The organism is Buchnera aphidicola (Tetraneura ulmi) (assembly GCF_964058925.1).
GTDB lineage: Bacteria > Pseudomonadota > Gammaproteobacteria > Enterobacterales > Enterobacteriaceae > Buchnera_D > Buchnera_D aphidicola_B.
The window spans coordinates 448273-469387 of record NZ_OZ060366.1 but is presented as its reverse complement, the minus strand read 5'-3'; the positions used below and the strand labels follow the sequence as shown (position 1 = coordinate 469387).

Genomic DNA, 21115 nt, shown 5'->3' with positions numbered 1-21115 from the left:
TTTTTACTTTTCTTGATGAAATTTAAAAAATAGAAAAAAATTATTTTTTTTACTTTTTAATAAAAAATTAAATATTTAATTAAATTTAAATTTTAAAAATATTGATTCAATATAATATTGATTTTTGTTAATTTATTGATCATAATAAAATATCTTCATTAATATTGAAGATTCAAGACTCTTGACTTTTAGAGTTATATATTAATTGCATTAATCTATGGATAATAGATTAATGGGGTTTTTTTGTTTTTTAATTCATAAATAAATGGAGTTTTGGTAGATGCAGAACCAAAGAATTCGTATACGTCTTAAAGCTTTTGATCATCGATTGATTGATCTTTCAACAGCTGAGATTGTTGCGACAGCAAAACGAACAGGAGCACAAGTAAGAGGACCTATTCCCTTACCTACTCGTATCGAACGATTTACCATTTTAATCTCTCCTCATGTAAATAAAGACGCTCGAGATCAATATGAAATTCGAACTCATAAAAGATTGATAGACATTGTAGAACCTACTGAAAAAACTGTTGATGCTTTAATGCGATTAGATTTAGCTGCAGGTGTTGATGTTCAAATTAGTTTAGGAAAATTAAAATAATTATCAGTTGAATGAGGAGCTTGAATAGATGTTGGGTTTAGTAGGGAAAAAAATTGGAATGACTCGTATTTTTACTGAAGAAGGAATATCAATACCTGTTACGGTAATTGAAATTACAGAAAATAAAATAACACAGATAAAGAATTTTAAAATAGATAAATATAATGCAATACAAGTAACTACAGGAATAGTTAAAACTAATAAATTAAAAAAATCTATTTTAGGTCATTATAAAAAATCTAAGGTTGTTCCTGGAAGAGGTTTATGGGAATTTAGAATAAACAACAATAGTAACAATTATTTTTTAGGAGATATAATTAATTTAGATATTCTAAAAGAAGTAAAAGTTGTAGACATTACTGGTACATCTAAGGGTAAGGGGTTTTCTGGAACAATTAAGAGATGGAATTTTCGTTCACAAGATTCTTCTCATGGTAATTCTTTGTCTCATAGAGTTCCTGGATCTATTGGTCAAAATCAAACTCCTGGAAAAGTATTTAAAGGAAAGAAAATGTCAGGACAATTAGGGAATTGTCAAATTACAGTTCAAAATATTAAAGTTATAAGAATTGATTTGGTTCACCATTTACTTTTAGTAAAAGGATCTGTACCTGGTTACTCTGGAAATAATCTAATAGTAAAACCTTCTATTAAAATAAAAGGAGTATAAGGACATGGAATTAGTACTTAGAGATTTAGAAAAAAAAGTATCTTTTTCAGAAAATATTTTTAGGAGAGATTTTAATGAGGCTTTAGTGCATCAAGTAGTAGTGGCTTATTCAAATAAATCTCGACTAGGATCTAAAAGTCAAAAAAGTAGATCTGAGGTATCTGGTTCAGGGAAAAAACCTTGGCGTCAAAAGGGAACAGGTCGAGCTCGAGCAGGATCTTTACGAAGTCCTATTTGGAGATCTGGAGGAGTAACTTTTTCTAATAGAAATAAAGTTTATAATCAAAAAATTAACAAAAAAATGTATAAAGGAGCTTTAAGAAGTATTTTTTCTGAATTAATAAGAAGAAGTAGGTTACTTGTATTTAATAAATTTTCTATAGAATTTCCAAAAACAAAATTATTAATAAATAAATTAAAAAATCAAAATATAAAAGATGTATTAATAATTTTAGATAAGAAAGATGAAAATTTATATTTAGCATCTAGAAATTTATATAAAGTGGAAGTTAAAATAGTAAATTCAATTGATCCAATTAGTTTAATTGCTTTTAAAAATGTTATTCTTACTTTAAAAGCAATGAAAAGAATAGAGGAATTATTACAATGACGGTTTTTGATAATTGTTTGTTTGAAGTTATATCATCTCCTTTAATTTCAGAAAAATCGTCTTTTATTTCAAAAAAAAATAATACAGTAGTTTTAAAAGTTAATATTAAATCAAACAAATCTGAAATAAAAAATGCTGTACAAAAATTTTTATCTGTAAGAGTAAAAGAAGTTAATACATTAATAATAAAAGGGAAACTAAAAAAACATAAAAACAAAATTACTATTGGAAAAAGTTGGAAAAAAGCTTATGTTATTTTAGAAAAAGGCGAAAATTTTAATTTTATAAATGATAGTAATAAATAATATTTTTTTTTGGAGATAAAAAAAATGGCTGTTGTAAAATGTAAAGCTACATCTCCAGGTCGTCGTCATGTTGTTAAGATAGTTAATTCTAGACTATATAAGGGAAAATCTAAATTTTCTTTTTTAATGAATAGAAAGAAAAAAACTGGAGGAAGAAATAATAATGGACATATTACTACTAGACACATTGGAGGAGGTCATAAGAGGGCATATAGATTAATTGATTTTAAAAGAAATAAAGATAATGTATTAGGAATAGTAGAAAGAATTGAATATGATCCTAATAGATCTTCTAATATTGCTTTAATAAAATATAAAGATGGAGAAAGAAGATATATTTTGGAAGCTAAAAACCTTAATGTAGGTTTAGAAGTTCAATCAGGAAATAAAAAGATAGACATAAAAGTAGGAAATTCAATGCCTATTAAACATATACCAATTGGTACTATAGTACATAACATAGAATTAAAACCAGGAAAAGGAGGTCAACTAGCTCGTTCAGCTGGAAGTTATGGTCAATTAGTTTCAAAAGATGAAAATTATGTCAGTATTCGTTTACGTTCAGGAGAAATGAGAAAAATAGTTTCTTTATGTAGAGCTACAATAGGAGAAGTAGGAAATACAGAACATATGTTAAGAATGTTAGGTAAGGCTGGAGCATCTAGATGGAGAGGAACAAGACCGACTGTTAGAGGAACTGCAATGAATCCAGTTGATCATCCTCATGGTGGTGGTGAAGGTAGAAATTTTGGAAAACATCCGGTAACGCCATGGGGTGTTCAAACAAAAGGGAAAAAAACTAGAAATAATAAACGTACAGAAAAATATATTTTAAGACATCGTGTAAAATAATTTTTTTTTTAAAAAAAAGGTCAATATTATTATGCCACGTTCTTTAAGGAAAGGTCCTTTTATAGATTCTCATTTATTTAAAAAAATAGAAAAAGCTATTGCGAAAAAAGATAAAAAACCAATTAAAACTTGGTCTCGTCGTTCTACTATTTTTCCTAATATGATAGGTTTTACATTTTTAGTTCATAATGGTAGGCAACATATTCCAGTATTTATTTCAGAAGAAATGGTTGGACATAAGCTTGGTGAATTTTCTATGACTAGAACTTATAAAGGTCACTTTGCTGATAAAAAAATTAAAAAAACGTTAAAAAAATGAGACTTAATTAAGAGGATTTTAAAATGACTAATTTAGCTATTTTAAAAAAGGCTAATTCTTCAGCACAAAAACTTCGATTAGTAGCTAATTTAGTGAGAGGTAAGAAAGTATCTACAGCGTTAAGTTTATTAACTTTTATTAAAAAAAAATCTGCTTTGCTTTTAAAACAAGTGATAGAATCAGCTGTAGCTAATTCGGAACATAATGATTCTTTAGATATTGATGATTTAAAAATCATAAAAATTTTAATAGATGAAGGTCCAACTGTTAAAAGAATGATTCCTAGAGCTAAAGGAAGAGCTGATCGTATATTAAAAAGAACCTCTCATATTACAGTTGTTGTTTCTAATAATTAGATATTTTTTTTTATTTTTGGAGAATTTTAATAATGGGTCAAAAAGTTCATCCTAATGGATTGAGATTAGGAATTATTAGGTCTTGGAATTCCATTTGGTTTGCTAATAGTAAAAATTTTGCAAATATTTTAGATAGTGATTTTAAAGTTCGTCAGTTTTTAATAGGGAAACTAAAAAAAGCATCTGTTTCTAAAATTGTCATTGAAAGACCTTCTAAAAGTATTCGTATAACAATACATACATCTCGTCCTGGAATTGTTATTGGAAAGAAAGGTGAAGATGTAGAAAAATTACGAAAAATTATATCTAATATGACTGGTGTTCCTACACAAATAAATATATCAGAAATTAAAAAACCAGAATTAGATTCTAAATTAGTAGCTGACAATATAAAATCACAATTGGAAAGAAGAATTATGTTTCGTAGAGTGATGAAGAGATCAGTTCAAAATACTATTAGACAAGGTGCTCAAGGAGTTAAAGTAGAAATAAGTGGTCGTTTAGGAGGAACAGAAATAGCTAGAACTGAATGGTATAGAGAAGGTAGAGTACCACTACATACTTTGAGAGCTAATATTGATTACAGTACTTCGGAAGCTAATACTACATTTGGAATAATTGGAATAAAAGTATGGATTTTTAAAGGTGAAATATTAGGCGGTATGAAAGAATTAAATGAAATACATGAAAGAAAGTCTGTTTTGCAAAATCAAAAACAGCATAAAAGATATCGTAGATAATAGAAAAAGGAAGTTTTATGTTACAGCCTAAAAAAACGAAATTTAGAAAAATGCATAAGGGTAGAAATCGTGGATTAGCAATAGGAAGAGAAGTTAGTTTCGGTTCTTTTGGTTTAAAATCGATTGATCGAGGTCGAATAACTTCTAGACAGATTGAATCGGCTAGAAGAACAATTAGTAGGGCTATAAAACGACAAGGAAAAATGTGGATAAGAATTTTTCCAGATAAACCTATAACAAAAAAACCATTAGAAGTTAGAATGGGTAAAGGAAAAGGAAATGTTGAATATTGGGTTGCATTAGTTCAACCTGGAACTGTTTTATATGAATTAGAAGGTATTTCTGAAGAAGATTCTAAAATTGCATTTAAATTAGCAGCTTCTAAATTACCGGTTAGAACTATTTTTATAAAAAAGGTTAAATAGTAATGAATTTATATAATTTACGAAAAAAATCGAAAACTGAGCTTAATTTAGAATTAGTTGGTTTATTAAGGGAATATTTTAATTTAAAAATTCAGTTGTCTTCAGGAAAATTGCAACAAGTACATTTATTAAAACAAGTAAGGAAAAATATTTCTAGAGTTAAAATGTTAAGCAGAGAAATGGATCTTAATAAAATTTATGAAAATAAAAAATAAACGTTATTTAAAAGCTAAAGTAATTAGTTCAAAGATGCAAAATTCAGTAGTTGTGTTAATAGAAAGATTCATAAAACATAATTTATATAAAAAATTTTTAAAAAGAACTACAAAAATACATGTTCATGATGAAAGAAACGAATGTGTTAAAGGTGATATTATAGAAATATGTGAAACACGTCCAATTTCTAAAACTAAATCTTGGAAGATGGTTCGTATAATAGAAAAATCTAATGTTTTATAATTAATTTTGTATATAAATCTTATTTAAAAATTTTTTTATTTTTTTAGATGAAAAATAATAGAAATTTTAAATATATTAAAAAAATATTATTTTTTTTAGTAATAAGGAAAATTTTTATAATGATTCAATCACAAACAGTTCTAAATGTAGCAGATAATTCAGGTGCTCGTTTGGCGATGTGCATAAAAGTTTTAGGTGGTTCTAGAAAGAGATATGCTTTTATTGGAGATATTATAAAAATTACAGTAAAAGAAGCAATTCCAAGAGGTAAAGTAAAGAAAGGAGAAGTTTTGAAGGCAGTAGTAGTTCGTACTAAAAAAGGAATTCGTCGTTCAGATGGTTCTATTTTACGTTTTGATAGTAATTCTTGTGTTATTTTGAATAATAATGAACAACCAATTGGAACTAGAATTTTTGGACCAGTTACTAGAGAATTAAGAATTGAAAAATTTATGAAAATAATTTCTTTAGCACCTGAAGTACTTTAAACAAGGAAAAATATAAATGGCAACTAAGATAAGAAAAAACGATAAAGTTGTTGTTTTATCAGGAAAGGAAAAAGGGAAACAGGGAATAGTAGTAAATGTATTAAATAAAAATAAAGTTATTGTTAAAGGAATAAATTTAGTTAGTAAACATCAGAAATCTATTCCGTCTAGGAATTTGAAAGGAGGGGTAATTAAAAAAGAATCTCCTATCTCTATTTCAAACATTTCTATTCTAAATTTAAAAACAGGGAAATCTGAAAAAATTGGGTTTAGGTTTGAAAAAGGTAAAAAAATTCGTTTTCTAAAACCCAGTAAGGAAAGTTTAAAATAATTTGGGGTAATTAAAATTGATTAAATTGTTAGAGTTATATAAAAAAACAGTTATAAAAAAGTTAATGATGGACTTTGGATATAAATCCATTATGGAAGTTCCGAAAATTGAAAAAATTACTTTAAATATGGGAGTTGGAAATGCTATTTTAGATAAAAAGTTGTTAAATAAGTCAGTTCAAGACTTATCGGCTATATCTGGTCAAAAAGCTATAATTACATTTTCAAAAAAATCAGTAGCTGGATTTAAGATTAGAAAAAATGTAGCTATTGGTTGTAAAGTTACGTTAAGAAGAAAAATGAAATGGGATTTTTTAGATAGATTGATTAATATAGCATTTCCTAGAATCAGAGATTTTAGAGGTTTTTCTAAAAATTCTTTTGATGGTAGGGGGAATTATAGTATAGGAATACGAGAACAAATTATTTTTCCAGAAATTGATTATGAAAAATTGGATAAAATTAGAGGTTTAGATATTACTATAACTACGACGGCTATTTCGGATGATGAAGGATATGCACTATTGTCGTGTTTTAATTTTCCATTTAGTAAATAAAATTAGGAGAAAATTTTTCAATGGCAAAAGAATCCATGAAAGAAAGAGAAAAAAAAAGAATAAAATTATCTTTGAAGTTTTTTTTAAAAAGACAGAAATTAAAAAAAATTATTTTTAGTTTAAATTCAAAAAAAGAAGAAAAATGGAAAGCGGTATTAACACTGCAAAGTTTTCCTAGAGATTCTAGTCCTTCTCGTCAAAGAAATCGTTGTAGACAAACCGGAAGGCCTCATTCTTTTTTAAGAAAATTTGGACTTAGTCGAATGAAGTTAAGAGAAACTGCTATGAGAGGTGAAATACCTGGTTTAAAAAAATCAAGTTGGTAAAATTAATAATTTTTATTGAATAAGAAGTAAAAATATTATTTTAGTACTGTTTTGGAGAAAATAGAAATGACTATGCATGATCCTATTTCAGATATGTTGACTAGAATTCGAAATGGACAAGTTGCCAATAAAATTTCCGTAAAAATGCCTTTTTCTAAATTAAAAATAGCAATTAGTAATGTTCTAAAAGAAGAGGGTTATATTGAATCTTATTCTTCTATAGTAGACAAGAAAAGAAAACCTATTATGGAGTTATTTTTAAAATATTTTCGTGGAAAGCCTGTTATTGATAAAATTATTAGAGTTAGTTCTCCCAAATTAAGAGTATATAGAAAAAAAAATAAATTACCAAAAATTATGTCAGGATTGGGGATATCGATTGTTTCTACATCTAAGGGAATTATTACTGGAAAACAAGCGTGTAAGTTTGGTGTTGGTGGAGAAATTCTTTGTTATGTAACTTAGATTTTTAGATAGAGGAAAACAATGTCTCGTATTATAAAACGTCCAATTATTGTACCTTCTGGTGTTTCAGTGTTTTTAAATAAGGAATTAATAACTATTAAATTTAAAGATTTAGAATTATCTCGAAAAATTAATAAAAATGTAAAAATTACTTTTTCAAAAAATTTTTTATCATTTGATAATAATTCAATGATAAAAAAAGAATGGGCTAATGTAGGTACTACTCGTTCTTTAGTTTATTCCATGATAATAGGTATAACAGTTGGTTTTCATAAGAAGTTAAATTTAGTAGGTGTTGGCTATCGAATGTCTCTTAAAAAAGAAAACGTTTTAATTTTATCTTTAGGATATTCACATAATATAGAATATATTATTCCAAGTGGAATAATTGTAAAATTACCTTCTCCTACAGAAGTTGTTTTATTTGGAAGAGACAAGCAATTAGTAGGACAAGTTGCTGCAAATTTACGTTCTTATAGAATTCCTGAAGTCTATAAAGGAAAAGGTATTCGTTATGAAAATGAAGTGGTTAAAATAAAAGAGGCTAAAAAGAAATAAAATGAAAATTTATATTTCTTCAAAATCATTGATTCATAAAAAAAAATTACGTATAAAAAGAGCTAGACGGTTTCGTCATAAAATAAGTTTAAAAGGGGTTATTAGGCTGATTGTACATAGAACATCTCGTCATATATATGCACAAGTACTAGATCCAAATAATTCTAATGTTTTAGTATCAGCTTCTAGTTTAGAAAAAAAACTTTTTTCTTCTTTAAAATACACCGGAAATAAAGAATCAGCTAGTTTATTGGGGGAAATTATTGCTAAACGATCTTTAAAAAAGGGAATTAAAAAGGTTGCTTTTGATCGTTCTGGTTTTCAATATCATGGTCGAATAAAAGCTGTAGCAGATTCTGCTAGAAAATTCGGTCTTAGTTTTTAGGATAAAAAGAATGTTAAATTTAGAAAAGTCTGTTTTGGGTGAATTAAAAGAAAAATTAATTTCTGTAAATCGTGTTTCTAAAACAGTAAAAGGAGGTAGAATTTTTTCTTTTACTGCTCTTACTGTAGTAGGTAATGGAGAAGGTCGGGTGGGTTTTGGTTACGGAAAGGCAAGAGAAGTTCCTTCTGCTATTCAAAAAGCTATGGAAAAAGCTAGAAGAAATATGATACAAATTTATTTAAAGAATAAAACTTTATATCATTCTGTTAAAGGATATCACACAGGATCAATAATATTTATGAAACCAGCTCATGAAGGTACAGGAATTATTGCTGGAGGAGCAATGAGAGCAGTGTTAGAAGTAGCAGGAATTCATAACGTTCTTGCAAAAACTTATGGGTCTACAAATCCAATAAATGTAGTCAGAGCTACTATAAAAGGACTAGAAAGTATGAATTCTCCTGAAAGTATAGCTGCTAAAAGAAATAAATCTGTTAGTCAAATTATAGGATCTATTTAAATTATATGCATAAAAAATTAAAAATTACACAAACAAAAAGTTCTATAGGTAGATTACCTAAACATAAATCTACTTTGTTAGGATTAGGATTAAAAAGGATTAGGCATACTGTTTTTTGTTCTAATACTCCATCTATTAGAGGAATGATAAAGATAGTTTCTTATATGGTTAAAGTACAGGAAGAGGAATAAAACGATGTATTTAAACAGTTTGTCTTCTAAATTTCGAAATAATAAAAAAAAAAAAAGATTAGGTAGAGGTATAGGATCAGGTTTTGGAAAAACTTCAGGAAGAGGTCATAAGGGTCAAAAATCCAGATCTGGTGGAAATATAAGAAGAGGATTTGAAGGGGGGCAAACACCTTTATATCGTAGAATTCCAAAATTTGGATTTATTTCTCGTAAAAAAAAATTATCGTCTGAAGTTCTTTTATCTGAATTAGATAAAATAAATTGCAAAGAAATAGATTTACGGAAATTGAAAAAATTAAATATTGTTAAAAAAAATATAAAACGTGTAAAGGTTATTTTTTCTGGAAAAATAAAAAGTCCTAAAATATTGAGAAATATTGAAGTAACAAAAAAAGTTCGTAAATTTATTGAATCTATCGGTGGAAAAATTATTAAAGATAAATCGAGCAATAACTAATGAATAAATTATGGGAAAAGAAAACTAGCTATATAAATTTTGGTTTAGTTGAATTGAGAAAAAGATTTTTATTTTTAGTATTTTCTTTATTAATTTTTAGATTAGGATCATTTATTCCTATACCTGGTATAAATACAGTTGAATTGTCTCGTTTAATTTATCATCATCAAGGAACATTTATAGAAATGTTAAATATGTTTTCGGGTGGTTCTTTAAGTCGTGCTTCAATTTTTTCTTTAGGAATCATGCCTTACATCTCGGCTTCTATAATTGTACAATTATTGTCTTTGATTTATCCTAAATTAAAAGATTTAAAAAAAGAAGGAGAAATTGGAAAAAGGAAAATTAATCAATTTATTAGATATGTTACGCTAGTATTGGCTATATTTCAATCGATAGGAATAGTTTCAACTTTTTCTAACATATCAAATTTAAATAGATTAGTAGTTGTTTCTAGTTCTAGTTTTTATTTTTTTTCTATTTTAAGTTTAGTTTCAGGAACGATGTTTCTAATGTGGTTAGGAGAATTAATTACTGAACGAGGAATTGGAAACGGCGTTTCAATTATTATTTTTTCTGGTATTTTAGTAGGTTTTCCTTCTGCAATAGGAACAACTTTAGAAAAGTTTAGAATAGGTGATTTAAGTTTTTTTTTAATTTTTTGTATTTTATGTTTTATTTTTTTTATTACTTTTTTAGTCGTTTTTATAGAAAAAAGTCAAAGAAGAATTTTAGTGCAATATGCTAGAAGACAACAAGGTAGAAGAATGTATTCTGCTCATACAAATCATTTACCATTAAAAGTTAATATGTCTGGAGTTATGCCAGCAATCTTTTCGTCTAGTATTATGTTATTTCCTGCTACAATAGCATCTTGGTTCGGAGGATTTAACAAATTAAATTGGTTGTTTTCTTTATTTTTTTATTTTCGTCTTAGTAATTTTTTATATTTATTAATATATGCATTAACAATTATTTTTTTTTGTTTTTTTTATATTGAATTAATGTTTAATTCTAACGAAACAGCAGAAAATTTAAAAAAATCTGGTGCTTTTGTACCAGGAATTCGACCAGGTAAACAAACTGCAAAATTTATCAGAAAAATTATTGTTAGATTAACTGTTATTGGTTCTATTTATATTAGTCTTATTTGTTTAATTCCTGAAATACTTCGAAATTATGTAAAAGTTCCATTTTATTTTGGAGGAACATCTTTACTAATAGTAGTAATTGTTATTATAGATTTTATTTCTCAAGTACAAACAATTATGATGTCTAGTCAATATAATTCAGTATTAAAAAAATCAAATTTAAATTTTAAAAATTAATTTTTTTCAAAAAAAAAATAAATTAGTTATAAGAGATAATTATGAAAGTAAGAGCTTCTGTAAAAAAAATATGTCGTAATTGTAAAGTTGTAAAACGTAGAAATGTTGTTAGAATAATTTGTAGTAGTGATTTTAAACATAAACAACGTCAAGGATAGTTTTTAGATTTAAATTATACAAGTCTATTTAATTAAGAAAACAATTTTTTATATTTAAGGAAAAAAAATGGTTCGTATTGCAGGAATAAATATTCCAGATAAACATACTGTTATTGCTTTAACTCATATTTATGGAATTGGTAGATCTAATTCTAAAAATATTTGTTTATTAACAGGAATACCTGAAACTAAAAAGATTTCAAATCTAAATGAAAAAGATGTTGAATTGTTAAGAGAAGCTGTTTCTAAATTTGTTGTAGAAGGGGATTTAAGAAGAGGTGTTACCTTAAGTATAAAAAGATTAATAGATTTAGGATGTTATAGAGGAATGAGGCATAGAAAAAGTTTACCTGTTCGAGGACAACGAACTAAAACTAATGCAAGAACTCGTAAAGGACCTAGAAAAGCAATAAAAAAATAATTGAGGTATTTTTTTAATGAATAAAAAATCATCGGTTCGTTTAAGAAAAAAAACAAAAAAACAAGTTTTGGATGGAATAGCACATATTCATGCTTCTTTTAACAATACTATTGTTAGTATTACAGATCGACAGGGAAATACTTTAGGATGGGCTACATCAGGAGGATCAGGTTTTAGGGGTTCTAGAAAATCAACACCATTTGCTGCTCAAGTAGCTGCCGAAAAATGCGCTGAAGTAGTAAAAGGTTATGGGATTAAAAATTTAGAAGTTATGGTGAAAGGACCTGGACCTGGAAGGGAATCAACAATTAGGGCTTTAAATGCAGCAGGTTTTCGTATTACTAATATTACAGATGTTACTCCAATTCCACATAATGGATGTAGAGCCCCAAAAAGACGAAGAGTATAAAATATAGATATATTATTAAATAAAGCAGGAAAAAAATTATGGCTAGATATTTAGGTCCTAAATTAAGGTTGAGTAGAAGAGAAGGTACAGATCTGTTTTTAAAGTCTGGTTTTCGTTCGATTGAATCTAAGTGTAATATTGACCATCTTCCAGGACAACATGGAATAAGAAAACCTAGATTATCTGAATATGCAATACAATTACGAGAAAAACAAAAAGTTCGTCGTTTATATGGAATTTTAGAAAGGCAATTTCGAAACTATTATAAAAACGCTGCAAGTTCAAAAGGAAATACTGGAGAACGATTATTACAATTTTTAGAAACTAGATTGGATAATGTTGTATATAGAATTGGATTTGGATCAACTCGTTCGGAATCTCGTCAGTTAATTTCTCACAAATCTGTATTGGTGAATAAGAAAGTAGTGAATATAGCTTCGTATCAATTGTCTCAAAATGATGTTATAGAAATTAATTCGAAATCTAAAAGTCAGTTTCGTATTAAAGCAGCTTTGGAATTGTCTGAAGCAAGAGAAAAACCTATATGGTTAGATATAAATTTTAAAAAAATGAAAGGAACTATTATTAGAATTCCTGATCGTTCTGATATCTCTGCAGAAATTAATGAACATTTAATTATTGAATTTTATTCAAAATAGTAATAATTTTTTATATTAGGGAGAAAAAATATTCATGTATGCTTCTACTGTGAATGATTTTTTGAAACCAAAATTAGTAGAAATAGAACAACTAGGTCTTTGGCATGCAAAAGTTATTTTAGAACCATTAGAAAGAGGTTTTGGACATACTTTAGGGAATGCTTTACGTCGTATTCTGTTATCATCTATGCCCGGTTTTTCTGTTACTGAAGTAGAAATAGAAGGAATTCTTCATGAATATAGTAGCAAAGAAGGAATACGAGAAGATATAATTGAAATATTATTAAATTTAAAAAAATTGGTTGTTCGTTTAGATGGAAAAGAAGAAGCAGTGGTTTTGATTGATAAGTCGGGAATAGGAGTTGTAAGAGCTTCTGATATAAAACATGATTTTAATGTTTCAATAATTAACCCAGAACATATTATATGCCATTTAACTGATCCAAAAGCTTCTATTAGAATGAGAATAAAGATACAAAGTGGTAGAGGCTATGTACCAGCTTCATCTAGATTAAAAACAGAGGAAAACGGAAAAACAATTGGAAAGTTAATGTTAGATTCGTGTTTTAGCCCAATAGAAAAAATTTCCTATACAGTTGAAGCAGCTAGAGTCGCTCAACGTACAGATTTAGATAAATTAATTATAGAGATGCGTACAAATGGTTCAATAGAACCCGATGAAGCTATTCGTAGAGCCGCAACAATATTATCAGAACAATTAGTTGCATTCGTTGATTTAAAAGATTTAGAAGAACCAATAGAAAAAGAAGATAAACCTGAATTTGACCCTGTATTACTACGATTGGTAGACGATTTAGAATTAACTGTTAGATCTGCAAATTGTTTAAAAACTGAATCTATACATTATATAGGAGATTTAGTTCAAAAAACAGAAGTTGAATTATTAAAAACTCCAAATTTAGGGAAAAAATCTTTAACAGAAATAAAAGATGTTTTAGCAGCAAGAAACTTGTCATTGGGTACTCGTTTAGAAAACTGGCCTCCTGCACAAATTTTAGAGGAATGATTTTTATTATTATAAAACTTTAGATATCAATAGAAAGGTATTTTATGCGACATAAAAAAAGTGGACGTCGTTTAAATAGAAATCGTAGTCATTTGGAATCAATGTTTAGAAATATGGTATGTTCTTTATTGTCTCACGAAGTTATTAAAACCACTTTAATTAAATCTAAAGAATTACGTTCTTGGGTAGAACCTTTAATTACTATTTCTAAAATTGATACGATGCATCGTCGTCGGATAGTTTTTTCTAGAATTAGAAATAATGAAATAGTAAAAAAATTGTTTAAAGAAATTGGACCAAAATATTTTTCTCGTCCAGGAGGATATACTCGAATATTAAAATGTGGTTTTAGATCGGGTGATAAAGCTACAATGGCATACATAGAATTAGTAGATCGTAAACGGTTTGTTAAAAAATAATAATTTGTTTAAATCTAATAATTTATTTTAAAAATAAAAAAATTATAAAGATTTTTTTTGTTTGATTTCTTTTTGTAACTAATTATTGTTATTTTAAAAGTTACAAAAAGAAATAGTTTAAATTTAAGTTTTTTTTAGTTTATATTTTAAATATTATTAAAAAATTATTTTAATATTAAACCTAAAAAAAACAAATTATTTTTTGCATTGATTAAATCAGAAATAGTTATAATTTTTTTACCAGGAAATTGTATTTTTTCTATCTTTAAAATATTTTTAATTGTTTGAATTTTAATTCCATCTTTCTTTATAGAAATGATTGATCCAATTTTTTTATCTTCTTTATTTTTTATTTTTTTTTCAATTATTACAGAAGATTGAAAGATTTTAATATGAATTTTATTTATTACAAAATAACTAGTTGGCCAAGGAATATAGGCTCTAATTTTTCTATCTATTTCTTCAGCTGTAAGTGACCAATTTATTTTTCCATGTTCCTTTTTTATTTTTTTACAATAGGTTGCAAGTTCATGATTTTGTTTAGTTAAAGAATATCTTTTCTTCTTAATTTTTTTTAGAGTGGATATTAACAATTTACTTCCAATATAGGCTAATTTTTTTGTTAGACTTAAAGTAGTGTCATCATTTTTAATTTTTTGTTCTTTTGAGCAAAAAATATCTCCTTCATCCATTTTTTTATTTATTAAAATAATACTAATTCCTGTTTTTTTGTCTCCTGATAATATTGATTGTTGAATAGGAGAAGCACCTCTCCATCTTGGAAGTAGTGATGCATGCACATTAATTCCTCCAAAAGTGAATATTTTAATTATTTTTTTACTTAAAATTATTCCATAAGCAACTATTATTAATAAATCAGGATTTAGTTTTTTTAATATTTTTACGGTTTTTTTAGATTCTTTTTCAAATTTTTTTGGTTGTAAGATTGGTATAGACATTTTTTTAGCTAAAATTTTTACTGGAGAGAATTTTTTACCTCCCCTATTTGCTGGTTGATCTGGTTTTGTTAGAACAGCTATGATTTTATATTTTTTTTCTAATAGCTTTTTTAAATGTTTTGCAGCAAATTCAGGAGTCCCTGCAAATATTATTTTCATTTTTTTTATTTTTTTATTGTATTAAATTTGTTTAGTTTTAACATTTTTTTTTTTATTCTTTTTTTTTTAAATTCAGATAAATAATCTATAAATAGTTTTCCTTTTAAATGGTCTATTTCATGTTGTATACAAATAGATAACAATGATTTAGCAGAAAATTTGACTTTTTTTCCTAAAATGTTTAATGCTTCTATCTTTATGAAGTTGTTTCTTTTTATTCTTGCTCTTTGATCTGGAATAGATAAACATCCTTCTTCTATATAAGAAGAATCTGATGATTGGTCTATTATTTTAGGATTTATTAGTATTATTTCTTTTTTTTTTTTTAAATTTATTGTTATAATTTCAAGATTTATACCTACTTGTGGAGCTGCAAGACCGATCCCTTCGTTAAAATACATTGTTTCAAACATATCTGAAACTAATTTTTTAACTTTTTCATCTATTTTTTTTACAGGTTTAGAAAAATTTCTAAGACGACTATCTGGATAATATATTAAATTTAAAATTGCCATAGTTTATTTGAAATATATATTTCAGTTTAAAATATTTAAAATATTAATAATATTAATTATAAACATTTTTAATGTGATTAAAAAGAATTGTTTGAATTTTTAAATTAATATTAGTTTAGGTTATTTTTTAATAAATTTTTTTGTCTTTTTGTTTGCTCATTTTTTTTATTTTTTTTAGTTAGAATAGATTGTAGTTTATTAAAACTTTTTATTTTTTATATATAAAATTAAAGTTAAGTTTCTAGTTTAAATTTTAAAAAAATAATATAAAAATGTATTATATATAGGATAATAATTGAGGTAAACTTTAATTAGTGAAAAGAAAATGTTATTTTTTTAAATACTATTCGTTGAATACTTGTATTGAAAAACTATTTTTAAAAGAAGTAATCACATATCCTACAGAATCTGTTTTTGCTTTTGGTTGTGATCCTGATAGTTATTTATCTACTTTAAAATTATTAAAAATAAAAAAGAGAATTAAAAACAAAGGTTTTGTTTTAGTTGCCTCTACATACAATCAAATTGAACCTTATATTTTAGAGAAAAAAATAAGTTTTATAAAAAAAAAAATATTATTTTTTCATTGGCCAGGTAATACAACATTTTTATTACCAGCTAGATCAACTGTACCTGAATGGATAACAGGAGATTCTTCTTTTGTTGCTTTTAGGATTAGTCGTCATTATTTAATACAAAGATTATGTAATGGGTTTGGAAAACCAATTATTTCTACTAGTGCTAATATTTCTAATCACCCTCCTTGTAGAAACAAAAAAGAATTGTATACCCAATTTGGTTCAAAAATAATTTTTTTAGATGGTAAACTAGGTTTATATAGCAAACCTTCTAAGATTTTAAATCTTATTACTGGAGAAATAGTTAGAAATGGATAATTATATTGTTGATTTTGCAGTTTTTGGAAATCCTATATCTCATTCTAAATCACCAATTGTCCATAATATATTTTCTAAAAAATATAATATAAAAAAAAATTATATTTCATTTTTAGTTTTTGAAAAAAATTTTTATTTAATTTTAGATTCTTTTTTTAAAAATTTTGGAAAAGGAGCTAATATTACTGCTCCATTTAAAGAAAATGCATTTATTTATTCAGATATTATTACTGAAAATGCAAGGGTGTCTGGTTCAGTAAATACTTTAAAAAAGTTAAAAAATGGTAAAATCCTAGGAGATAACACTGATGGTATGGGATTGTTATATGATTTAAATCGAATTAAATTTCTGAAAGAAAAATGTAATATTTTAATATTGGGGGCTGGAGGAGTAGTTAGAGGAATATTACAACCTTTGTTATCGTTAGGTAATTCTATTTATATTTTAAATAGAACTAAAAAAAAAGCAGAAAATCTAAAAATTGAATTTTCAAAATATGGTTCAATTGAGGTTTTTAAAAAAGAAAATAAAAAAAATATTTTTTTTGATTTATTAATTAATGCCATTCCTTTAGGAGGAATAGAAGATTTTTCTAATATTCTAAATGGTGTTCTTCATACAAAAATAAATTGTTATGATATTTGTTATCGATTAGGAGGTTTAACTCCTTTTTTATTTTTTTGTAAAAAAAAATTAGTAAACAATATTCATGATGGAATTGGAATGTTAGTTGCTCAAGCTGCTTATTCTTTTTCTTTGTGGCATAATATTTTTCCTGAAATAGATCCAATTATATCAATTTTAAAAAAATGAATAAAGAATTTTTATAGAACATTAAAATGTTCTATAGTTTGTAAAAAAAACACTTGACTCTTTAGTTTCGTTCTGTAAAAATGAAACTGAAATTTATTTTAAATATAGTCCCCTTCGTCTAGTGGTTAGGACATCGCCCTTTCACGGCGGTAACAGGGGTTCAAATCCCCTAGGGGACAAAATTTTATATTTTTTTATGTACTATTTATTTTTTTTGTGTTATCATGTTTTTCAAAATGTTGAATTTTAGCATTTTTATACAGCTCTTTAAAAATTTGGCAATAAGATATTTTAATTTTTAATTAAAATATATTTAATAGACATCTGTGGGTTGCAAAGTTAAGCAATTAAGCGTACATGGTGGATGCCTTGGCAGTCAGAGGCGAAGAAGGACGTGCTAATCTGCGAAAATCGTCGGTGAGCTGATATGAAGCGATATTTTAACCGATGGTGTCCGAATGGGGAAACCCGATACCGTTAAAAGTGGTATCATTACTATACTGAATACATAAGATAGTAAAGCTAACCAAGGGAACTGAAACATCTAAGTACCTTGAGGAAAAGAAATCAATTGAGATTCCCTTAGTAGTGGCGAGCGAAATGGGAAAAGCCTAGAATTCGAATCAATTTAAGTTTTAGTAGAAAAATTTGGAAAAATTTACGATACAAGGTGATAGTCCTGTATACGAAAAAATTTATTTTGTTAAATTCAAGAAGTAGGGCGGGACACGAGAAATCCTGTTTGAATATGGGGGGACCATCCTCTAAGGCTAAATACTCCTGACTGACCGATAGTGAACTAGTACCGTGAGGGAAAGGTGAAAAGAACCCCGGTTAGGGGAGTGAAATAGATCCTGAAACCGTGTACGTACAAGCAGTAGGAGCTTTTTAATTTTTTTTTGAAACATAAAGAAAAAAGTGACTGCGTACCTTTTGTATAATGGGTCAGCGACTTGTATTCTGTAGCAAGGTTAACCTTGAAAGGGGAGCCGAAGGGAAACCGAGTCTGAAAAAGGCGATTTTTTTTATTAGTTTCAGGATACAGACCCGAAACCCGGTGATCTATCCATGGGCAGGTTGAAGGTTGGGTAAAACTAACTGGAGGACCGAACCGACTGATGTTGAAAAATCAGCGGATGACCTGTGGATAGGGGTGAAAGGCCAATCAAACCGGGAGATAGCTGGTTCTCCCCGAAAGCTATTTAGGTAGCGCCTCGTGAAATTCATGTTCAGGGGTAGAGCACTGTTTCGGTTAGGGGGCCACACCGGTCTACCAACCCGATGCAAACTCCGAATACTGAATAATGTTATCACGGGAGACACACAGCGGGTGCTAACGTTCGTTGTGGAGAGGGAAACAACCCAGATCGCCAGCTAAGGTCCCAAAGTTATAATTAAGTGGGAAACGAGGTGGGAGGGCATAAACAGCCAGGATGTTGGCTTAGAAGCAGCCATCATTTAAAGAAAGCGTAATAGCTCACTGGTCGAGTTCTCCTGCGCGGAAGATGTAACGGGGCTAAAATTATACACCGAAGCTGCGACAATTATTTTTTATTTTTAAAAAAATAGTTGGGTAGGGGAGCGTTCTGTAAGCCGTAGAAGATGAATTGAAAAATTTGTTGGAGGTATCAGAAGTGCGAATGCTGACATGAGTAACGATAAAGCAGGTGAAAAACCTGCTCGCCGAAAAACTAAGGTTTCCTGTCCAACGTTAATCGGGGCAGGGTTAGCCGATCCCTAAGGCGAGGTCGAAAGGCGTAGTCGATGGACAACAGGTTAATATTCCTGTGCTTGATATTACTGCGAAGGGAGGACGGAGAAGGTTAGGTTATCCAGGTGGCGGATATCCTGGTTTAAGTGTGTAGGTATAATGATTAGGAAAATCCGATCATTTTTAATCTGAGGCATGATGACGAGTCATTTATTTGATGAAGTAACTAATACCACGCTTCCAAGAAAATTCTCTAAGCATCAGGTAATATCAAATCGTACCATAAACCGACTCAGGTGGTTAGGTAGAGAATACTAAGGCGCTTAAGAGAACTCGGGTGAAGGAACTAGGCAAAATAGTGCCGTAACTTCGGGAGAAGGCACGCTAGAACGTAAGTGAGATGAATTAACTTTATTAAGCTGAATCTAGTCGAAGATACCAGCTGGCTGCAACTGTTTATTAAAAACACAGCACTGTGCAAACATGAAAGTGGAAGTATACGGTGTGACGCCTGCCCGGTGCCGGAAGGTTAATCGAAGAAGTAAAAATAGATAACGATTTTTTAAAATTTTTGTTTATTGGAAGCTTTAGAATGAAGCCCCGGTAAACGGCGGCCGTAACTATAACGGTCCTAAGGTAGCGAAATTCCTTGTCGGGTAAGTTCCGACCTGCACGAATGGCGTAATGATGGCCAGGCTGTCTCCACCCGAGACTTAGTGAAATTGAATTTGCTGTGAAGATGCAGTATACCCGCGGCAAGACGGAAAGACCCCGTGAACCTTTACTATAGCTTGACATTGAATTTTGAATTTTTAATGTGTAGGATAGGTGGGAGACTTAGATTTTATGGCGCAAGCTTTAAAGGAGTCGTCCTTGAAATACCACCCTTTAAGATTTAAGATTCTAACCTAGTTCCGTTATCCGGAATAGAGACATTGTCTGGTGGGTAGTTTGACTGGGGCGGTCTCCTCCCAAAGAGTAACGGAGGAGTACAAAGATTGGCTAATTACGGTCGGAAATCGTAAGGTTAGTATAAAGGCAAAAGCCAGTTTAACTGTGAGCATGATAATGCGAACAGATGCGAAAGCAGGTCTTAGTGATCCGGTGGTTCTGTATGGAATGGCCATCGCTCAACAAATAAAAGGTACTCCGGGGATAACAGGCTGATACCGCCCAAGAGTTCATATCGACGGCGGTGTTTGGCACCTCGATGTCGGCTCATCACATCCTGGGGCTGAAGCAGGTCCCAAGGGTATGGCTGTTCGCCATTTAAAGTGGTACGCGAGCTGGGTTTAGAACGTCGTGAGACAGTTCGGTCCCTATCTGCCGTGGGCGTAGGAAGATTGAGGAGAGCTGCTTCTAGTACGAGAGGACCGAAGTGGACGCATCTCTGGTGTTCGGGTTGTCATGCCAATGGCATTGCCCGGTAGCTATATGCGGAAAAGATAAGTGCTGAAAGCATCTAAACACGAAACTTTCTCCAAGATTAGTCTTCCCTGAAACAAAAGTTAATTTTTTTGTTATCTGAAGGGTTGTTGTAGACAACGACGTTGATAGGCTGGATGTGTAAGCACAGTGATGTGTTCAGCTTACCAGTACTAATTACCCAAGAGGCTTAACTTTGCAACACCAGAGATGTCTAAAAAATATATTTTTGAAAAAATCTTGTTGACCAAAGATAATAATAGATATATAATTAATTTTGCCTGGTAAAAATAGTAATTTGGTACCACCTGATTCCATATCGAACTCAGAAGTGAAACATTTTAACGCCGATGGTAGTGCAGGGTTTCCCTGTGTGAGAGTAGGAAATTGCCAGGCTAAAAACTTTCCTAGATAAAAATCCATTCTATTTTTTCAAAGAAAAATCATCTTTTTATACAATAAAAAAATATTGATTTAATATATGTAATATTTCATAAAAAAAATTAGATAAATAAATTTATTTTCTAAAATTAAATATTTTTAAATAATTGTTTTAATATAAAAAATATGATAGTTTTAAAAATATTTCTATTTTTTTTTT

The 21115-nt window shown here is 28.5% G+C and carries 32 protein-coding genes, 1 tRNA gene and 2 rRNA genes; 33 read left to right on the top strand and 2 right to left on the bottom strand.

Annotation, left to right across the window (positions count from 1 at the left end):
* Window positions 1-280 precede the first annotated feature (280 nt).
* From rpsJ to rplQ, 28 genes are all read left to right on the top strand, one after another.
* A complete protein-coding gene (gene rpsJ, locus AB4W66_RS02210; protein WP_367674812.1) occupies window positions 281-601 on the top strand; it encodes a 30S ribosomal protein S10 in 321 nt (106 codons plus the stop codon).
* 28 nt (window positions 602-629) lie between these two features.
* Complete coding sequence (gene rplC, locus AB4W66_RS02205) at window positions 630-1271, top strand: 50S ribosomal protein L3 (RefSeq protein WP_367674811.1); 642 nt, start codon at window positions 630-632, stop codon at window positions 1269-1271.
* A 4-nt stretch (window positions 1272-1275) separates the two neighbouring features.
* Complete coding sequence (rplD, locus tag AB4W66_RS02200) at window positions 1276-1881, top strand: 50S ribosomal protein L4 (RefSeq protein WP_367674810.1); 606 nt, start codon at window positions 1276-1278, stop codon at window positions 1879-1881.
* The gene (locus AB4W66_RS02195; protein ID WP_367674809.1) at window positions 1878-2186 is read left to right on the top strand and encodes a 50S ribosomal protein L23; all 309 of its coding nucleotides are present in this window, start codon (window positions 1878-1880) and stop codon (window positions 2184-2186) included. Before rplD ends, AB4W66_RS02195 begins: the two co-directional genes overlap by 4 nt.
* A gap of 24 nt (window positions 2187-2210) precedes the next feature.
* Window positions 2211-3038, top strand: coding sequence for a 50S ribosomal protein L2 (gene rplB, locus AB4W66_RS02190; protein ID WP_367674808.1), 828 nt, complete (start codon window positions 2211-2213; stop codon window positions 3036-3038).
* Between the two features lie 31 nt (window positions 3039-3069).
* Window positions 3070-3357 (top strand): 30S ribosomal protein S19, encoded by a 288-nt coding sequence (gene rpsS / locus AB4W66_RS02185; RefSeq protein WP_367674807.1) that lies wholly within the window; start codon window positions 3070-3072, stop codon window positions 3355-3357.
* Between the two features lie 23 nt (window positions 3358-3380).
* The gene (rplV, locus tag AB4W66_RS02180) at window positions 3381-3713 is read left to right on the top strand and encodes a 50S ribosomal protein L22 (protein ID WP_367674806.1); all 333 of its coding nucleotides are present in this window, start codon (window positions 3381-3383) and stop codon (window positions 3711-3713) included.
* A 32-nt stretch (window positions 3714-3745) separates the two neighbouring features.
* Complete coding sequence (gene rpsC / locus AB4W66_RS02175) at window positions 3746-4453, top strand: 30S ribosomal protein S3 (protein ID WP_367674805.1); 708 nt, start codon at window positions 3746-3748, stop codon at window positions 4451-4453.
* A 17-nt stretch (window positions 4454-4470) separates the two neighbouring features.
* Entirely contained in the window at window positions 4471-4878 is a 408-nt protein-coding gene (gene rplP, locus AB4W66_RS02170; RefSeq protein WP_367674804.1) for a 50S ribosomal protein L16, read from the top strand.
* Between the two features lie 2 nt (window positions 4879-4880).
* Window positions 4881-5093, top strand: a complete 213-nt coding sequence (rpmC, locus tag AB4W66_RS02165) for a 50S ribosomal protein L29 (RefSeq protein ID WP_367674803.1) — start codon at window positions 4881-4883, stop codon at window positions 5091-5093.
* On the top strand, window positions 5083-5337 hold the full coding sequence (rpsQ, locus tag AB4W66_RS02160; protein ID WP_367675089.1) for a 30S ribosomal protein S17: 255 nt from the start codon (window positions 5083-5085) through the stop codon (window positions 5335-5337). The genes rpmC and rpsQ overlap by 11 nt, the downstream gene beginning before the upstream one ends.
* A 119-nt stretch (window positions 5338-5456) precedes the next feature.
* Window positions 5457-5825, top strand: coding sequence for a 50S ribosomal protein L14 (gene rplN, locus AB4W66_RS02155; RefSeq protein WP_367674802.1), 369 nt, complete (start codon window positions 5457-5459; stop codon window positions 5823-5825).
* Between the two features lie 16 nt (window positions 5826-5841).
* On the top strand, window positions 5842-6156 hold the full coding sequence (gene rplX, locus AB4W66_RS02150; RefSeq protein WP_367674801.1) for a 50S ribosomal protein L24: 315 nt from the start codon (window positions 5842-5844) through the stop codon (window positions 6154-6156).
* Window positions 6157-6172: 16 nt separating this feature from the next.
* The gene (gene rplE, locus AB4W66_RS02145) at window positions 6173-6712 is read left to right on the top strand and encodes a 50S ribosomal protein L5 (protein WP_367674800.1); all 540 of its coding nucleotides are present in this window, start codon (window positions 6173-6175) and stop codon (window positions 6710-6712) included.
* 20 nt (window positions 6713-6732) lie between these two features.
* Window positions 6733-7038, top strand: coding sequence for a 30S ribosomal protein S14 (rpsN, locus tag AB4W66_RS02140; protein ID WP_367674799.1), 306 nt, complete (start codon window positions 6733-6735; stop codon window positions 7036-7038).
* A gap of 66 nt (window positions 7039-7104) precedes the next feature.
* Entirely contained in the window at window positions 7105-7503 is a 399-nt protein-coding gene (gene rpsH, locus AB4W66_RS02135) for a 30S ribosomal protein S8 (RefSeq protein WP_367675088.1), read from the top strand.
* 21 nt (window positions 7504-7524) lie between these two features.
* On the top strand, window positions 7525-8061 hold the full coding sequence (rplF, locus tag AB4W66_RS02130; RefSeq protein WP_367674798.1) for a 50S ribosomal protein L6: 537 nt from the start codon (window positions 7525-7527) through the stop codon (window positions 8059-8061).
* Between the two features lie 31 nt (window positions 8062-8092).
* Entirely contained in the window at window positions 8093-8446 is a 354-nt protein-coding gene (rplR, locus tag AB4W66_RS02125) for a 50S ribosomal protein L18 (RefSeq protein WP_367675087.1), read from the top strand.
* A 10-nt stretch (window positions 8447-8456) separates the two neighbouring features.
* Window positions 8457-8966, top strand: coding sequence for a 30S ribosomal protein S5 (gene rpsE, locus AB4W66_RS02120; RefSeq protein WP_367674797.1), 510 nt, complete (start codon window positions 8457-8459; stop codon window positions 8964-8966).
* Window positions 8967-8971: 5 nt separating this feature from the next.
* Entirely contained in the window at window positions 8972-9157 is a 186-nt protein-coding gene (gene rpmD, locus AB4W66_RS02115) for a 50S ribosomal protein L30 (RefSeq protein ID WP_367674796.1), read from the top strand.
* Window positions 9158-9161: 4 nt separating this feature from the next.
* A complete protein-coding gene (rplO, locus tag AB4W66_RS02110; RefSeq protein ID WP_367674795.1) occupies window positions 9162-9614 on the top strand; it encodes a 50S ribosomal protein L15 in 453 nt (150 codons plus the stop codon).
* Window positions 9614-10942, top strand: coding sequence for a preprotein translocase subunit SecY (secY, locus tag AB4W66_RS02105; protein ID WP_367674794.1), 1329 nt, complete (start codon window positions 9614-9616; stop codon window positions 10940-10942). Before rplO ends, secY begins: the two co-directional genes overlap by 1 nt.
* A gap of 41 nt (window positions 10943-10983) precedes the next feature.
* Window positions 10984-11100 carry a 50S ribosomal protein L36 gene (gene rpmJ / locus AB4W66_RS02100; RefSeq protein WP_367674793.1) on the top strand — a complete coding sequence of 39 codons (117 nt, stop codon included), beginning with the start codon at window positions 10984-10986 and terminating at the stop codon, window positions 11098-11100.
* A gap of 67 nt (window positions 11101-11167) precedes the next feature.
* Window positions 11168-11521, top strand: a complete 354-nt coding sequence (gene rpsM / locus AB4W66_RS02095; protein ID WP_367674792.1) for a 30S ribosomal protein S13 — start codon at window positions 11168-11170, stop codon at window positions 11519-11521.
* Window positions 11522-11537: 16 nt separating this feature from the next.
* On the top strand, window positions 11538-11930 hold the full coding sequence (rpsK, locus tag AB4W66_RS02090; protein ID WP_367674791.1) for a 30S ribosomal protein S11: 393 nt from the start codon (window positions 11538-11540) through the stop codon (window positions 11928-11930).
* Between the two features lie 38 nt (window positions 11931-11968).
* Window positions 11969-12589 carry a 30S ribosomal protein S4 gene (gene rpsD / locus AB4W66_RS02085; RefSeq protein WP_367674790.1) on the top strand — a complete coding sequence of 207 codons (621 nt, stop codon included), beginning with the start codon at window positions 11969-11971 and terminating at the stop codon, window positions 12587-12589.
* A 34-nt stretch (window positions 12590-12623) separates the two neighbouring features.
* Window positions 12624-13616, top strand: a complete 993-nt coding sequence (rpoA, locus tag AB4W66_RS02080) for a DNA-directed RNA polymerase subunit alpha (RefSeq protein WP_367674789.1) — start codon at window positions 12624-12626, stop codon at window positions 13614-13616.
* A 44-nt stretch (window positions 13617-13660) separates the two neighbouring features.
* The gene (gene rplQ / locus AB4W66_RS02075; protein ID WP_367674788.1) at window positions 13661-14035 is read left to right on the top strand and encodes a 50S ribosomal protein L17; all 375 of its coding nucleotides are present in this window, start codon (window positions 13661-13663) and stop codon (window positions 14033-14035) included.
* Window positions 14036-14199: 164 nt separating this feature from the next.
* Here the strand turns inward: rplQ and fmt are convergent, their stop codons facing one another.
* Both fmt and def read right to left on the bottom strand, forming a co-directional pair.
* Window positions 14200-15153, bottom strand: a complete 954-nt coding sequence (fmt, locus tag AB4W66_RS02070) for a methionyl-tRNA formyltransferase (protein WP_367674787.1) — start codon at window positions 15151-15153, stop codon at window positions 14200-14202.
* Window positions 15154-15158: 5 nt separating this feature from the next.
* A complete protein-coding gene (gene def, locus AB4W66_RS02065; protein WP_367674786.1) occupies window positions 15159-15668 on the bottom strand; it encodes a peptide deformylase in 510 nt (169 codons plus the stop codon).
* Between the two features lie 314 nt (window positions 15669-15982).
* Here def and AB4W66_RS02060 point away from each other — a divergent pair, with 314 nt between their 5' ends.
* The 5 genes from AB4W66_RS02060 to rrf all read left to right on the top strand — a co-directional run bounded on the left by AB4W66_RS02060 (window position 15983) and on the right by rrf (window position 20910).
* Complete coding sequence (locus AB4W66_RS02060) at window positions 15983-16564, top strand: Sua5/YciO/YrdC/YwlC family protein (RefSeq protein WP_367674785.1); 582 nt, start codon at window positions 15983-15985, stop codon at window positions 16562-16564.
* Window positions 16557-17378, top strand: coding sequence for a shikimate dehydrogenase (gene aroE, locus AB4W66_RS02055; RefSeq protein ID WP_367674784.1), 822 nt, complete (start codon window positions 16557-16559; stop codon window positions 17376-17378). The genes AB4W66_RS02060 and aroE overlap by 8 nt, the downstream gene beginning before the upstream one ends.
* A 107-nt stretch (window positions 17379-17485) precedes the next feature.
* Window positions 17486-17557: transfer RNA gene (locus tag AB4W66_RS02050), tRNA-Glu, on the top strand.
* A 158-nt stretch (window positions 17558-17715) separates the two neighbouring features.
* Window positions 17716-20712 (top strand): 23S ribosomal RNA (locus AB4W66_RS02045).
* 82 nt (window positions 20713-20794) lie between these two features.
* Window positions 20795-20910, top strand: a 5S ribosomal RNA gene (rrf, locus tag AB4W66_RS02040).
* Window positions 20911-21115 lie beyond the last annotated feature (205 nt).

What these genes read in the sequence shown, in the direction of transcription:
- rpsC (WP_367674805.1), top strand. Translation starts at nt 3,746, where the DNA reads ATGGGTCAAAAAGTTCATCCTAATGGATTGAGATTAGGAATTATTAGG.
- rplO (WP_367674795.1), top strand. Translation starts at nt 9,162, where the DNA reads ATGTATTTAAACAGTTTGTCTTCTAAATTTCGAAATAATAAAAAAAAA.
- rplV (WP_367674806.1), top strand. Translation starts at nt 3,381, where the DNA reads ATGACTAATTTAGCTATTTTAAAAAAGGCTAATTCTTCAGCACAAAAA.
- rpmJ (WP_367674793.1), top strand. Translation starts at nt 10,984, where the DNA reads ATGAAAGTAAGAGCTTCTGTAAAAAAAATATGTCGTAATTGTAAAGTT.
- rplX (WP_367674801.1), top strand. Translation starts at nt 5,842, where the DNA reads ATGGCAACTAAGATAAGAAAAAACGATAAAGTTGTTGTTTTATCAGGA.
- rpsE (WP_367674797.1), top strand. Translation starts at nt 8,457, where the DNA reads ATGTTAAATTTAGAAAAGTCTGTTTTGGGTGAATTAAAAGAAAAATTA.
- secY (WP_367674794.1), top strand. Translation starts at nt 9,614, where the DNA reads ATGAATAAATTATGGGAAAAGAAAACTAGCTATATAAATTTTGGTTTA.
- rpsH (WP_367675088.1), top strand. Translation starts at nt 7,105, where the DNA reads ATGACTATGCATGATCCTATTTCAGATATGTTGACTAGAATTCGAAAT.
- rplQ (WP_367674788.1), top strand. Translation starts at nt 13,661, where the DNA reads ATGCGACATAAAAAAAGTGGACGTCGTTTAAATAGAAATCGTAGTCAT.
- AB4W66_RS02195 (WP_367674809.1), top strand. Translation starts at nt 1,878, where the DNA reads ATGACGGTTTTTGATAATTGTTTGTTTGAAGTTATATCATCTCCTTTA.
- rplD (WP_367674810.1), top strand. Translation starts at nt 1,276, where the DNA reads ATGGAATTAGTACTTAGAGATTTAGAAAAAAAAGTATCTTTTTCAGAA.
- rpsJ (WP_367674812.1), top strand. Translation starts at nt 281, where the DNA reads ATGCAGAACCAAAGAATTCGTATACGTCTTAAAGCTTTTGATCATCGA.
- rplC (WP_367674811.1), top strand. Translation starts at nt 630, where the DNA reads ATGTTGGGTTTAGTAGGGAAAAAAATTGGAATGACTCGTATTTTTACT.
- rpoA (WP_367674789.1), top strand. Translation starts at nt 12,624, where the DNA reads ATGTATGCTTCTACTGTGAATGATTTTTTGAAACCAAAATTAGTAGAA.
- rplF (WP_367674798.1), top strand. Translation starts at nt 7,525, where the DNA reads ATGTCTCGTATTATAAAACGTCCAATTATTGTACCTTCTGGTGTTTCA.
- rplB (WP_367674808.1), top strand. Translation starts at nt 2,211, where the DNA reads ATGGCTGTTGTAAAATGTAAAGCTACATCTCCAGGTCGTCGTCATGTT.
- rplN (WP_367674802.1), top strand. Translation starts at nt 5,457, where the DNA reads ATGATTCAATCACAAACAGTTCTAAATGTAGCAGATAATTCAGGTGCT.
- rpmD (WP_367674796.1), top strand. Translation starts at nt 8,972, where the DNA reads ATGCATAAAAAATTAAAAATTACACAAACAAAAAGTTCTATAGGTAGA.
- aroE (WP_367674784.1), top strand. Translation starts at nt 16,557, where the DNA reads ATGGATAATTATATTGTTGATTTTGCAGTTTTTGGAAATCCTATATCT.
- def (WP_367674786.1), bottom strand. Translation starts at nt 15,668, where the DNA reads ATGGCAATTTTAAATTTAATATATTATCCAGATAGTCGTCTTAGAAAT.
- rpsM (WP_367674792.1), top strand. Translation starts at nt 11,168, where the DNA reads ATGGTTCGTATTGCAGGAATAAATATTCCAGATAAACATACTGTTATT.
- fmt (WP_367674787.1), bottom strand. Translation starts at nt 15,153, where the DNA reads ATGAAAATAATATTTGCAGGGACTCCTGAATTTGCTGCAAAACATTTA.
- rpsS (WP_367674807.1), top strand. Translation starts at nt 3,070, where the DNA reads ATGCCACGTTCTTTAAGGAAAGGTCCTTTTATAGATTCTCATTTATTT.
- rpsD (WP_367674790.1), top strand. Translation starts at nt 11,969, where the DNA reads ATGGCTAGATATTTAGGTCCTAAATTAAGGTTGAGTAGAAGAGAAGGT.
- rpmC (WP_367674803.1), top strand. Translation starts at nt 4,881, where the DNA reads ATGAATTTATATAATTTACGAAAAAAATCGAAAACTGAGCTTAATTTA.
- rplP (WP_367674804.1), top strand. Translation starts at nt 4,471, where the DNA reads ATGTTACAGCCTAAAAAAACGAAATTTAGAAAAATGCATAAGGGTAGA.
- rpsK (WP_367674791.1), top strand. Translation starts at nt 11,538, where the DNA reads ATGAATAAAAAATCATCGGTTCGTTTAAGAAAAAAAACAAAAAAACAA.
- rpsN (WP_367674799.1), top strand. Translation starts at nt 6,733, where the DNA reads ATGGCAAAAGAATCCATGAAAGAAAGAGAAAAAAAAAGAATAAAATTA.